The sequence below is a fragment of the Zoogloea sp. JDB1 genome, from assembly GCF_056724025.1.
Window position 1 is genome coordinate 866,587 of the sequence record NZ_CM161496.1, and the last position, 12,822, is coordinate 879,408.

The 12,822-nt window shown below is 69.0% G+C and carries 13 protein-coding genes; 12 read left to right on the forward strand and 1 reads right to left on the reverse strand.

Going from position 1 to position 12,822, the window contains the following annotated elements:
• Window positions 1-23: 23 nt before the first annotated feature.
• From AC1PPK_RS03780 to AC1PPK_RS03830, 11 genes are all read left to right on the forward strand, one after another.
• Window positions 24-812 carry an exodeoxyribonuclease III gene (locus AC1PPK_RS03780; protein WP_481116520.1) on the forward strand — a complete coding sequence of 263 codons (789 nt, stop codon included), beginning with the start codon at window positions 24-26 and terminating at the stop codon, window positions 810-812.
• Window positions 813-964: 152 nt separating this feature from the next.
• Entirely contained in the window at window positions 965-1,450 is a 486-nt protein-coding gene (locus AC1PPK_RS03785) for a rubrerythrin family protein (protein ID WP_481116521.1), read from the forward strand.
• Between the two features lie 54 nt (window positions 1,451-1,504).
• The gene (locus AC1PPK_RS03790; RefSeq protein WP_481116522.1) at window positions 1,505-1,669 is read left to right on the forward strand and encodes a rubredoxin; all 165 of its coding nucleotides are present in this window, start codon (window positions 1,505-1,507) and stop codon (window positions 1,667-1,669) included.
• Window positions 1,670-1,740: 71 nt separating this feature from the next.
• The gene (locus AC1PPK_RS03795) at window positions 1,741-2,901 is read left to right on the forward strand and encodes an NAD(P)/FAD-dependent oxidoreductase (RefSeq protein ID WP_481116523.1); all 1,161 of its coding nucleotides are present in this window, start codon (window positions 1,741-1,743) and stop codon (window positions 2,899-2,901) included.
• Between the two features lie 118 nt (window positions 2,902-3,019).
• Window positions 3,020-3,691: a CerR family C-terminal domain-containing protein gene (locus AC1PPK_RS03800; protein WP_481116524.1), complete on the forward strand. Its 672-nt coding sequence runs from the start codon at window positions 3,020-3,022 to the stop codon at window positions 3,689-3,691.
• Window positions 3,688-5,142, forward strand: coding sequence for an efflux transporter outer membrane subunit (locus AC1PPK_RS03805; RefSeq protein WP_481116525.1), 1,455 nt, complete (start codon window positions 3,688-3,690; stop codon window positions 5,140-5,142). The genes AC1PPK_RS03800 and AC1PPK_RS03805 overlap by 4 nt, the downstream gene beginning before the upstream one ends.
• Window positions 5,139-6,275, forward strand: coding sequence for an efflux RND transporter periplasmic adaptor subunit (locus AC1PPK_RS03810; protein WP_481116526.1), 1,137 nt, complete (start codon window positions 5,139-5,141; stop codon window positions 6,273-6,275). Before AC1PPK_RS03805 ends, AC1PPK_RS03810 begins: the two co-directional genes overlap by 4 nt.
• A gap of 10 nt (window positions 6,276-6,285) precedes the next feature.
• Window positions 6,286-9,369 (forward strand): efflux RND transporter permease subunit, encoded by a 3,084-nt coding sequence (locus tag AC1PPK_RS03815; RefSeq protein ID WP_481116527.1) that lies wholly within the window; start codon window positions 6,286-6,288, stop codon window positions 9,367-9,369.
• Between the two features lie 112 nt (window positions 9,370-9,481).
• A complete protein-coding gene (locus AC1PPK_RS03820; RefSeq protein ID WP_079434566.1) occupies window positions 9,482-9,790 on the forward strand; it encodes an ElaB/YgaM/YqjD family protein in 309 nt (102 codons plus the stop codon).
• Window positions 9,791-9,802: 12 nt separating this feature from the next.
• On the forward strand, window positions 9,803-10,468 hold the full coding sequence (locus tag AC1PPK_RS03825; RefSeq protein WP_481116528.1) for a YqjK family protein: 666 nt from the start codon (window positions 9,803-9,805) through the stop codon (window positions 10,466-10,468).
• Between the two features lie 17 nt (window positions 10,469-10,485).
• The gene (locus AC1PPK_RS03830) at window positions 10,486-11,049 is read left to right on the forward strand and encodes a hypoxanthine-guanine phosphoribosyltransferase (RefSeq protein WP_374480565.1); all 564 of its coding nucleotides are present in this window, start codon (window positions 10,486-10,488) and stop codon (window positions 11,047-11,049) included.
• A gap of 93 nt (window positions 11,050-11,142) precedes the next feature.
• Here AC1PPK_RS03830 and AC1PPK_RS03835 read toward each other — a convergent pair whose 3' ends face one another.
• A complete protein-coding gene (locus AC1PPK_RS03835) occupies window positions 11,143-11,577 on the reverse strand; it encodes a MarR family winged helix-turn-helix transcriptional regulator (protein ID WP_481116529.1) in 435 nt (144 codons plus the stop codon).
• A gap of 73 nt (window positions 11,578-11,650) precedes the next feature.
• Here AC1PPK_RS03835 and AC1PPK_RS03840 point away from each other — a divergent pair, with 73 nt between their 5' ends.
• Window positions 11,651-12,814 (forward strand): aminotransferase-like domain-containing protein, encoded by a 1,164-nt coding sequence (locus AC1PPK_RS03840; protein WP_481116530.1) that lies wholly within the window; start codon window positions 11,651-11,653, stop codon window positions 12,812-12,814.
• Window positions 12,815-12,822: the final 8 nt, after the last annotated feature.

A 12,822-nucleotide genomic window follows, 5' to 3' on the forward strand; every position in this document is an offset into this window, starting at 1 on the left:
AAAAATGGACCAAATCAAACAAAATGTTACGCGTCGTCACCGCCAACCTCAATGGCATCCGTTCCGCCAGCGTGAAAGGCTTCCTCACGTGGCTCGGCCAACAGGATGCCGACGTCGTATGTGTACAGGAGTTGAAGGCTCAACTGCAGGATCTTACGCCTGAAATGAGCACTCCAGCCGACATGACGGGATACTTCCACTGCGCCGCCAAGAAAGGCTATAGCGGCGTCGGCATCTACACCCGCAAGGTACCCGACCGCATCGTCGAAGGCCTCGGCCACGAGGAGTTCGACCTGGAAGGCCGCTATCTGCAGGCCGACTTCGACAACTTGTCGGTAGTTTCCCTGTACCTGCCGTCCGGTTCCAGCTCCGAAGAACGCCAGGCCGCCAAGTTCCGCTTCATGGACCTCTTCCTGCCGCACATGGCCGAACTGCGAACCAGCGGGCGTGACGTGGTGATCTGCGGCGACTGGAACATCGCCCACCAGGCCATCGACCTCAAGAACTGGCGCTCCAACCAGAAGAACTCCGGCTTCCTGCCCGAAGAACGTGCCTGGCTGAGCCGCCTGTTCGACGAACAGGGCTGGGTGGACACCTACCGCCGCCTCCATCCCGAGGCCACCGATGCCTGCTACACCTGGTGGTCCAACCGCGGCCAGGCCTGGGCCAAGAACGTGGGCTGGCGGCTGGACTACCAGATCGCCACGCCGGATCTCGGCGCCCGCGCGGTGCGCAGCGCCGTCTACAAGGATGAGCGCTTCAGCGACCACGCGCCGCTGACCGTCGACTACGACCTGCCCTTCGCCGGCTGATCCACGCCGCCCCCAATCTGGGGCGGCACAGCGATTTAATAGTTATTTATTATCAGAATTCTTTAAACAATCAATTTCAAGTATTTTCCCCACAGCCATACCATGGTCTCCATCGAATCCCGATCAACACGACAACCACCAGGAGAACCATCATGGCAAACCCCTTCCACAATCCCGCCTCGGCCACCATCCAGAACCTCGAAGCCGCCTTCGCCGGTGAATCGATGGCCCACATCAAGTACCGCTATTTCGCCAAGTTGTGCCGCGAAATGGGCGACGAGGAAACCGCCAAGGCCTTCGAAGCCACCGCCGACCAGGAAGTGATGCACGCCTTCGGCCACCTCGACCTGCTCTACCCGAAGGCCAAGATGAGCCCGGCCCGCGCCTTGCAGTTCGCCATCGAAGGCGAGACCTACGAGTACACCGAGATGTACCCGGCGTTCCGCCACACCGCCGTCGCCGAAGGTAACGACGCCGCAGTGCAGGAGATCGATGATCAGATCGCCGAGTCGAAGGAACATGCGGAACAGTTCCGCGCCGTGCTCGAAAAGGCCGCCAAGCGCTTCGCCGCCCTTGCCAAGGTCGAGGAACGCCACGCCGCCCACTACCAGGCCGCCCTCGACAAGCTCGGCGCCTGAACGCAACCCGACCCCATTCAATCCCGACACTCAGACAAAAAAGGAAAGCGCGCCATGAAAACCTATCAGTGCATCGTTTGCGGCTTCATCTACGACGAAACGGCCGGCCTCCCCGACGAGGGCATCGCCCCCGGCACCCGCTGGACCGACATCCCCGACGACTGGGCCTGCCCCGACTGCGGCGTCGCCAAGTCGGACTTCGAGATGGTCGAGATCTGACCCTGCCCATCCGGGCGGCGCGCCTTCCCCTCCGCGCCGCCCCCGTCTGACCGAATCAAGAGGACCTACCGATGTCCCATCCCGACTTGCCCATCCTCATCCTCGGCACCGGCCTCGCCGGCTACAACCTGGCCCGCGAGATCCGCAAGCTCGACAAGACCGTTCCGCTGGTGCTGGTCAGCCGCGACGCGGCGCCCTTCTACTCCAAGCCGATGCTGTCCAACGCGCTGGCCGACGGCAAGACTGCCGCCTCGCTGGTGATGAAGAGCGCCGACCGGATGGCCGAAGAACTCGGAGCCCGCATCCTCGCCCACACGCCGGTCGCCGGCTTCGACGCGGCGAGCCGCCGGGTCACCTTCGCCGGTGGTGAACAACTGGTCTACCGGGACCTCGTGCTGGCCCTCGGCGCCGACCCGATCCGCCTGCCCCTCGCCGGTGAAGGCGCCGCCGACGTGCTGTCGGTCAACGACCTCGACGACTTCGCCCGCTTCAGCGCCCGCCTCGACGGCGTGCAGCGCATCGCCATCCTCGGCGGCGGCCTGATCGGCTGCGAGTTCGCCAACGACCTGCTGGCCCGCGGCATCGTGCCGACGGTGCTCGACCCCGCCCCGTGGCCCCTCGGCCGCCTGCTGCCGGAGGCCGCGGGGCACTGGTTCCAGCAACGCCTCGAGGCCGCCGGTGTCCGCTTCCGCATGGGCACCGCGGCACGCAGCGTCACCCGCCAGGCGGACGGCTATCGCCTCGAGCTCGATGACGGCAGCCAGCTCGACGTGGACCTCGTGCTGTCGGCGGTCGGCCTGCGTCCGCGCACCGGCATCGCCACCGCGGCGGGGCTCGCCACCCAGCGCGGCATCGTCGTCGACCGCCGCCTGGCCGCCAGCGCACCGAACGTTTACGCGATCGGCGACTGTGCCGAGGTGGACGGCCTCAGCCTGCCCTTCGTGATGCCGATCATGCAGCAGGTCCGCGCGCTGGCCCAGACCCTCACCGGCACCCCGACCGACGTGCGCTACCCGGCCATGCCGGTGCTGGTGAAGACCCCGGCGGTACCGACGGTGGTCGCCCCGCCCCCCACCGGCAGCGACGGCACGTGGCAGGTAGATGGCGACGCGGATGGCCTGACGGCCCGCTTCGTCGCGCCGGACGGCAGCCTGCGCGGCTTCGCGGTACTCGGCAGCGCAACCACCGGCAAGCAGGCACTCACCGCCCAGCTGCCTCCCACACTGGGCTGACTGGCGCCGCCCTGCAGCCTCCAGGGAGTTGACCACGTCATGTCGATCGACTAAATTCAGTCGATTGATTAACTTAGCGCGTCGGAAGCACCCACATGGCTTCCGGCGCGTGTGCACCATGACCGCCACCTCCGCCCACCAGCCGACCCGCGCCGACGGCATCCTGGCCCGCCGCCGCCTGCTGGAAGCCGCGCTGCCGCTGTTCGCCGCCAAGGGCTACCAGCAGACCTCGACCCGCGAGATCGCCGACGCCGCCGGCGCCAACCTGGCCGCCATCAACTACTACTTCGGCGACAAGGCCGGCCTCTACCGGGCCGTGTTCAGCGAATCCCTGTGCGCCGATCAATCTGCATCGCCCCTCGACAACGCTGCTGGCCAGCCGTTGGAAGCCATCCTCACCGGCTTCTTTCACGACTTCCTGGCTCCACTGAAGAACGGCGCACCGGTGGACCTGGTGATGCGCCTGCATTTCCGCGAACTCCTCGACCCCAGCGGCGTCCTCGGGCAGGAGCACGACGCGGAGCTCGCCGCCGTGTACACCGCTCTCGTCGAGCTACTGACCCGGCACCTCGGTCTCGCCGGCATCGACGCCGACATCCAGCGCCTGGCCCACTCCATCATCGGCCTGGCCCTGCCCTACTACGTCGCGCGTGACCTGATCGACCGGGTCAGTGCCGAACTGCTGGCCGATGCCGCCACTGTCGACGTCCTCGCCGACCGGCTCGCCAACTACGCCCTGACGATGATCGATAGCGAACAGCAGCGCCGCCAGACCGGGAGCACCACATGAACCTCCCCCAACGCAGCGTCGCAGCCCTGCTGACCGTGCTCGGCCTGTCCGCCTGCGGCGTGCTGCCGCGTGTCGGTCCCGATTACCATGCACCTGCCATCCCGACCCCCGCCGGCTGGCAGGCCCCGCAGCCCCACAACGGCCAGATCGCCGAACTCACCGACTGGTGGCGGCGCCTCGACGACCCGCTGCTGCCCGAGCTGATCGACGCCGCCGAACGGGAAAGCGCCAGCCTCGCCCAGGCCCGCGCGCGCATCGCCCAGGCCCGCGCCTCGGCGGTGGCGGCCGATGTCGCCGGTCTGCCCACCGTCGATGGCAGCCTCGCCGCCAAACGCGCCGCCTTCACCTTCGGCGCCCCGACCACTTTTCAGACAACACGCCAAGCTTCCGTGATGGCCAACTGGGAGATCGACCTGTTCGGCGGCCTGGCCCGCGACCAGCAAGGCGCCAAAGCACGCCTCGCCGCCAGCGCCGCCCGCTGGCACGCCGCCCGCGTGTCAGTGGCCGCAGAAACCGCCGACGCCTACCTGCAGCTGCGCTATCAAGAACGCCGCCTGGCCCAGGCCGAGGCTGACGCCACCTCCCGCACCGCCACCTTTGAGCTCACCCGCAAGCTTGGCAACGCCGGTTTCAACGCGCCCGCCGACGTGGCTCTCACCAACGCCAGCGCCGCCGACGGCGCCGCCACAGTGGCCGACCTGCGTGCCACCCGTGACCGCCAGATAAAGGCCCTGGTGGCCCTCACCGGGCTCGATGAGGCCGATTTGCGCCGCCGCCTCGCCAGCGCCAGCGGACGCTTCCCGACGCCGGCCGCCTTCGCGATCGACGCGCTGCCGGCCCGCCTGCTCACCCAGCGCCCAGACGTGGCCGCCGCCGAACGGGATCTCGCCGCCGCCAGCGCGGCCATCGGCAGCGCTGCCGCCGAGCGCTATCCGCGCCTGACCCTGGCCGGCGTCTTCACACCGCTGCGCCTCAACACCAACGGCCAGCACATGTCTGCCACCACCTGGTCGATCAGCCCCACGCTGGCCATGCCGCTGTTCGACGGCGGCCGCGTTGCCGCCAACGTGGAGGCCGCCCGCGCCGATTATGCTGCCGCCGAAGCGGCCTACCGCCAGACCGCGCGCACAGCGGTCAGCGAAGTCGAACAAGCCCTCGTGCGCCTCGATGCTGCCGCCACCCGCGAGGCCGACGTGCGCCGCGCCGCCGCCAGCTACCGCCAGGCCTACGGCGCCACCGAGGCCCGCCAGCGGGCGGGTTTCGCCAGCCTGCTGGAACTCGAAGACGCCCGCCGCACCCTCCTCGCCGCCGACGCCACGGTGGCCGGTTGGGAGCAGGAGCGCGCCTCGGCGTGGATCGCCCTGTACCGGGCCATCGGCGGCGGCTGGACCGCCACCGACACGGCCGCCCCCCAAGCCCCTCAAGCTCCCTCCCCGGACGACGCCCGATGATGTCCCTCCGCGCTCCCCTGATCGCCACCCTGCTGGCCGGCCTGCTGACCGCCTGCTCCTCGGACGCCCCACCGCCCGAAACCGCCAAGCCCACCGCCGGACCGGCCAAACCGGCTCTCGCGGTGACCACCGTCACTCCCGAAGGCCGCGAGCTGCCCCGCGGCCTGGTCGCCAACGGCAGCGTTGCCGCCTGGCAGGAAGCCTCCATCGGCGCCGAATCCGGCGGCCTGCGCCTCGCCGACGTGAAGGTCAATGTGGGCAGCCCGGTCAAGCGCGGCGAACTGCTCGCCGAGTTCGCCGCCGACGTGCCTCTTGCCGAACAGGCCCAGGCCCGCGCCAGCCTCGCCGAAGCCGAGGCCGCGCTGCAAGAGGCCCGTGCCAACGCGGCCCGGGCCCGTTCGGTGGAAGCCAGCGGCGGCCTCAGCCCCCAGCAGATCCAGCAATACCTGACCGCTGAGGCAACCGCCGACGCGCGCCGTCAGGCCGCCCGCGCCAGCCTTGCCAGCGCCGACCTGCGCGTGCGCCACACCCGCGTGGTGGCCAGCGACGACGGCGTGATCTCCTTCCGTGCCGCCGGCGCCACCGTCGGCGCGGTGGTGCCCCAGGGCCAGGAACTGTTCCGCCTGATCCGCCAGCAGCGCCTCGAATGGCGGGCCGAAGTGCCGGCCGCTGAACTGGCCCGCGTCCGTGTCGGCCAGCCGGTACAACTCACCGCCCCCGGCGGCGAGCGGGTCACCGGCACGGTGCGCACGCCGGCCCCCACGGTCGATGTGCAGAGCCGCAACGCGCTGGTCTATGTGGATCTGCCGGCCGCCGCCGGCAAGGGCGCCACGGCTCCCTTCAAGGCCGGCATGTTCGCCCGCGGCGAGTTCGCGCTGGCAGCCAGCCGCGGCCTGACCCTGCCGCGCCAGGCGATAGCCTTGCGCGACGGCTTCAACTACGTGTTCCGCATCGGCGACGGCAACCGCGTCGTGCAGACCAAGGTCGAGGTCGGCCGCCGCGACGGCGAGCGCGTCGAGATCCTCTCCGGCCTGCCCTCCGACGCACGGGTGGTGGCCAGCGGCGCCGGCTTCCTCGACGACGGCGACCTGGTCCAGGTAACGGCACCGACGCCCCAGGCCCCGAGCAAGTGAGCGGCACGCCATGAACTTTTCCGCCCTGTCGATCCGCAACCCGGTCCCGGCGATCCTGCTCTTCATCCTGCTCAGCCTGGCCGGCCTGCTGGCCTTCAAGAGCACCGGCGTGCAGGACTTTCCGGACATCGAGCTGCCGGTGGTCACCGTCAAGGCCAGCCTGCCCGGCGCCGCCCCCGGCACGCTGGAGACCGAGGTCGCCCGCAAGCTCGAGAACAGCATCGCGACCCTCGCCCAGATCAAGCGCATGCACACCACCATCCTCGACGGCGAGGTCACGGTGGCCATCGAATTCGAACTGGAGAAGAACGCCAACGAGGCAGAGACCGAGGTGCGCGCCGCAGTCAGCCGCGTGCGCGCCGACCTACCCGCCGACGTGCGCGACCCGGTGGTGGCCAAGATCGTCACCGCCGGCCGGCCCCTCGGCGCATGGACCATCCGTGCCGACACTCACGACGAGGAATCCCTCAGCTGGCTAGTGGACGACACGGTCACCCGCCGCCTGCTGGCGGTCAAGGGCGTAGGCGCAGTGAAGCGCCTCGGCGGCGTCACCCGGGAGGTACGCATCGAACTCGACGCCGAACGGATGGCCGCCCTCGGCGTCAGCGCCGCCGACGTGTCCCGCCAACTACGCCGCGCCCAGCAGGAAGCCCCCGGCGGCCGCGGCGACGTGGGCGGCGGCGAGCAGGCCGTGCGCACCATCGCCACCGTCGCCAGCGCCCGCGACCTGGGCGCCATCGACATCCCGCTGTCCGAAGGGCGCAGCGTGCGCCTCGAGCGCATCGCCAAGATCACCGACACCATCGCCGAGCGCCGTTCCGTAGCCCTCTTCGACGGCCAGCCGGTGGTCGGCTTCGAGGTCTCGCGCACCAAGGGTGCCAGCGAGATCACCGTCGCCGCCGGCGTCGCCAAGGCCATCGCCGAACTGGAAGCCGCCCATCCCGGCGTGCATTTCGCCCACGCCTACAACAACGTCGCCCCGGTGCAGGAGAACTTCGACGGCTCCATGCAGCTCCTCTACGAAGGTGCGCTGCTGGCGGTGCTGGTGGTGTGGTGGTTCCTGCGCGACTGGCGCGCAACCCTGGTTGCCGCGCTGGCCCTGCCCCTGTCGGTGATCCCGACCTTCCTCGGCATGGCCTGGTTCGGCTTCACCCTCAACACCGTCACGCTGCTGTCGCTGGCGCTGGTGGTCGGCATCCTGGTGGACGACGCGATCGTCGAGATCGAGAACATCGCCCGCCACCTGCGCATGGGCAAGACGCCGCTGCAGGCCGCCATGGAGGCCGCCGACGAGATCGGCATGGCGGTCATCGCCACCACCTTCGCACTGGTCGCTGTGTTCCTGCCCACCGCCTTCATGGCCGGCATCGCCGGCAAGTTCTTCAAGCAGTTCGGATGGACCGCGGTGCTGGCGATCCTCGCCTCCCTGGTCGTGGCGCGCCTGCTGACGCCGATGATGGCGGCCTACTTCCTGAAGCCCGTCGCCCACGGCGAGGTACCCGAGCGCCGCCTGATGCGCAGCTACATGACGGCCATGCAGTGGTGCCTGCACCACCGCTTCCTGACCCTGCTCGGCGCGATCGCCTTCCTGGTCGGCTCGGTGATGCTGATCCCCTTACTGCCGACCGGCTTCGTGCCGCCCGCCGACCGCGCCCAGACGCTAGTCAACGTGGAGCTCCCACCCGGCAGCACGCTGAAGGAAACCTGGAGCGCCGCCGAACAGGCCCGCGCAGCCATCGCCGTGATGCCCGACGTGAAGGCCGTGCTCAGCTCGGTGGGCGGCGGGGCGGCCGGCGACGGCTTCAACCCCGGCGCCGCCGCCGAGGTACGCCGCGCGGTGCTCACCGTGACCCTCAGCCACCGCACCCAGCGCCACCGCAACCAGCAGGCTGTCGAAGTGGAGATGCGCCAGCGCCTCGCCGTGCTGCCCGGCATGCGAATCACCGTCGGGCCTGCCGACTCGGGCGTCAAGATGCTGCTGGTGCTGAAGAGCGACGATCCGGCCACGCTGGCCGTCGCCGCCCAGGCCGCCACCCGCGACCTGCGTACCCTGCAGGGCATCGGCAACATCACCTCCAGCGCCAGCCTGGTACGCCCGGAAGTGGTGATCCGCCCCGACTTCGCCCGCGCCGCCGACCTGGGCGTCACCGCCGAGGCCATCGCCGACACGATCCGCATTGCCACCGCCGGCGACTACGACGTCGGCCTCGCCAAGCTCAACCTGGAACGCCGTCAGGTGCCGATCCGGGTGCGCCTGCCGGACGCCGAGCGGGCCGACCTGGCCGCCATCGGCCGCCTTCAGGTGCCCGGCAACAGCGGACCGGTGTTCCTCGCCAACGTGGCGGACATCGCGATGGACAGCGGCCCGGCCCAGGTAAACCGCCTCGACCGCAGCCGCAATGTGACCCTCGAAGTGGAACTCGGCCAACGCGAACTCGGCTCGGTGTACAAAGAAGCCCTGGCCCTGCCCGGCCTGGCCAAGCTGCCGCCCGGCGTGACGCTGGCCGACTCCGGCGACACCGAGGTCATGCAGGAACTGTTCGGCAGCTTCGGGCTGGCGATGGGCATTGGCGTGCTGTGCATCTACATGGTGCTGGTGCTGCTGTTCGGCGGCTTCACGCAGCCGGTGACCATCCTGGCGGCCTTGCCGCTGGCCATCGGAGGCGCCTTCGTGGCACTGCTGGTCACCCACAACAGCTTCTCGATGCCGTCCCTGATCGGCCTCCTGATGTTGATGGGCATCGTCACCAAGAACTCCATCCTGCTCGTCGAATACGCCATCGAGGCCCGCCACGGCCGCGGCGGTACGCCACTCAGCCGCCACGACGCGCTGGTGGATGCCTGCCGCAAGCGCGCCCGCCCGATCGTCATGACCTCGCTGGCGATGGGCGCCGGCATGCTGCCGATCGCCCTCGGCCTCGGCGCCGACCCGAGCTTCCGCGCGCCGATGGCCACCGCGGTGATCGGTGGCCTGATCAGCTCGACGCTGCTGAGCCTGCTGGTAGTGCCCGCTGTGTATACCTACGTGGACGACCTGGAAGCCTGGCTGGCCCGCGTCCTGCGCCGCTCCGCGCCAAGCGCGCAGCCAGAATGAATTGCCACGGACTTCGATTGGGATTAGCCTAGACTCGGAAAGACAAGTGGCGACAGCAAGACCTCCAAGCCGCATACCAATCCTCGATAACGCCATTCATTGGGAGAAAACCATGAGCGACGCACAAGTGACCAAAGACAAACTCGTCACCGATTTCAAGGCCGTGGTGGCCGACACCGAAGAACTGCTCAAGCTGACCGCCGGCCAGGCCGGCGACAAGGTCGCTGACGTGCGTGCCCGCCTTGGCGACCGCCTCACCAGCGCCAAGTACAAGCTGCAGGACCTGGAAGCCGCCGTCGTGCAGAAGACCAAGGCCGCTGCCCGCGCCACCGACGACTACGTGCATGACAATCCCTGGAAGGCCGTCGGTGTCGCGGCCGGTGTCGGCTTCCTGCTGGGCCTGCTGGTCAATCGCCGCTAAACCCGGCTGCGCATGAGCGATTCCGCGCCCTCGCGCCTCGGCGAGTCCCTCAAAGGGCTCGCAGACTCGGGTCTGGCCACAGTCCAGACCCGTCTCGAACTCTTCGCTGTCGAGCTGAAGGAAGAGAAGCTGCGCGCCGGCAGCTTCCTTTTCGACACCGTGCTCGCCGCGCTCTTCATCGGCTTCGGTTTCGTCTTCCTGCTGGCCTTCCTCACCGTGCTGCTGTGGGACAGCCATCGCCTGCTGGCCCTCGGCCTCGCCACCACCGGACTGTTCGCCGCCGGCGTGCTGGACCGCCACCCGGGCCGCCGCGCGGCTGCGGGCAGGCTCGCGCCTGTTTGCATCCAGCCTGGCCGAACTGGCCCAGGACCGGGAAGCCCTGCGGCCGAAAGAATGAATCCCGAACTCGTCGAACTCGCGCTGCGCAAGCAGCGCCTGCAGATCCGCTGCAGCGAACAGCGCGACACACTGATCCACCACGCCCGGGCCTTCACCCCGGTGCTGCACGGCGTCGACCGCATCGGCGACGGCCTGCGCTGGGCCCGCCACAACGCCCCGCTGCTGAGCGGCATCGCGGTGTTCACGCTGGTCGTCCGGCCCCGTGCAGCAATCCGCTGGGCCCGCCGCGGCTGGCTCGGCTGGCAGCTGCTGCGTCGCGTCCGCAACCTGATTCCCTGACCTCCATCGCGATTGCCATGACCACCACCGTCGACCTCGAGGAAATCCGCCGGGCCCGCGAAGAAGCCGACTGCCTGTGCACGCCGGCCGAAGTGGACGCCGCCCTCAACCAGCTCGCCGCCGACATCACCGTCCGCCTGCAGGACAAGAATCCGCTGGTGTACGTGGTGATGAACGGCGGCCTGATCCTGGCAGGCCGCCTCCTGCCGCGCCTGCCCTTCCCGCTGGAACTGGCCTACCTGCACGCCACCCGCTACGGCCACGCGTTGCAGGGCACGCTGCTCGACTGGCGCGTCCGCCCCACCCAGGACCTGCGCGACCGCACAGTGCTGGTGCTCGACGACATCCTCGACGAAGGCCACACGCTGGCCGCCATCATCGACTACCTGAAGCAGGAAGGTGCCCGTGAGGTGCATTCGGCGGTACTGGTGCACAAGGTCCACGACCGCAAGGCCTATCCCGGCATGCGCGCCGACTTCACCGGCCTCGACGTGGCCGACCGCTTCCTGTTCGGCGGCGGCATGGACTACAAGGGCTACTGGCGCAACGCGCCGGGCATCTACGCACTGAAGGGGCACTGAGCGCCCGCAGGGCCGGGCTACGCCCAGCCCGCCCCCTGCAGCGGAGGACGAGGAAACCTTGGGCGGCCCGACGTTTCCCCTAAAGCCCTAACCTCAGCCGCCCTTCACCAGCACCGCCATCGCGCGGCGCCAGCCGTCGGCAGCCTCCGGGCCGGCTTCGGCGAAGACCTTCTCCAGCATCTCCATCTGCGTTCCCGACAATTGCGCCTCCAGCGCCGCCCCTTCGGCAGTCAGCTGCAGGCGCTTCACGCGCCGGTCGTTGTCGGCCGCCGCAGTCCCCACCAGGCCATCGTCCACCAGCTGGCGCAGCGGCGCATGCAGCGCCTGCTTGCTGACGCCCAGCGTGGTCAGCAGCGCATTCACAGCGATCCCCGGATTACGGCCCACGAAATACAGGATGCGGTGATGCACGCGGCCTAGGCCACGCTGGGCCAGGATGTCGTCCGGCGGCGCGGTGAAGGCCCGGTAGGCGAAGTAGAACAGTTCGATGGCCTCGCGGAGTTCGGCCTGGCGATTTAGGTCAATCATGTTGACATTATTCCGGAAGAGGCTCAGGATTTATAGGTCAATATTGTTGACTTAATTTTTTCTGGAGACTTTCATGCCGACCACCCTCCCCCCGCGCCTGCCAACATCCCTTTCCGCCCGTGTGCACGATCTGCACCCGTCGCCGATCCGGGAGATCCTGGCCGTCGTAGGACGCCCCGGCATGATCTCCTTCGCCGGCGGGCTGCCGGCCGCCGAAACCTTTCCCGAACTCTCCCTCGCCGCCCCTACCGACGCGCTGCAATACGGCCCGACCGAAGGCGATCCCCAACTGCGCACACGCATCGCCGAAGAACTCAGCCGCCGCGGCCTCGACTGCGGACCGGAACGCATCCTCGTGCTGTCCGGCTCCCAGCAGGGCATCGATCTGGTCGGCAAGCTGTTCGTCGATGCGGGCACACCGGTGGCCGTCGAATCGCCAACCTATCTCGCCGCGCTGCAGGTGTTCCGCTTTTTCGGGGCACGCTTCGTCCCCTTCGCGGCGGCCGAGGTCAGCGCCGCCGCCCTCCGTGACAGCAAGCCGGCGCTGGCCTACGCCATCCCGACCTTCCAGAACCCTACCGGGCATTGCTACAGCGCAGCCGAACGGCAGGCGCTGGCGACGGCCTGCGGCGAAGCCGGCGTGCCGCTGTTCGAGGACGATCCCTACCGCGACCTGGTCTACGACACCTGCGAACGGCGCCCGGTGTGTGCTGCGCTGACCGACAGCCCATGGATCTACCAGGGCTCCTTCTCGAAGAGCCTGGCACCGGGCCTGCGCCTGGGCTTCCTCGCGGCCTCCGCGGATCTGTTCCCCTACCTGGTGCGCCTCAAGCAGGCCGCCGACCTGCACAGCAACCGCCTCAGCCAGTGGCTGGTGCTGCAGCAGCTGGAATCCCCGGCGCGGGCCGAACGCCTTGCCGGGCTGGCCGACTTCTACCGCCACAAGCGCGACCTGTTCGCGGCGGCGCTGGAACGCCATTTCAGCGCCCTGGCGAGTTGGAGCGTGCCCAAGGGCGGACTGTTCTTCTGGCTGCAACTGAAACGCCGCATCGACACCCGCAGGCTGTTGCCGCTGGCCATCGAAGAAGGCGTCGCCTTCATGCCTGGCGAAGCCTTCTACCCGGACACTCCGGAGGCCACCGGCACGCTGCGTCTCAACTTCAGCCACGCCAGTGAGGATGAGATCGACCGCGGACTGGCCCGGCTGGCGGCGCTGATCGCCCACCAGCTGGCCTGACGAAGCAC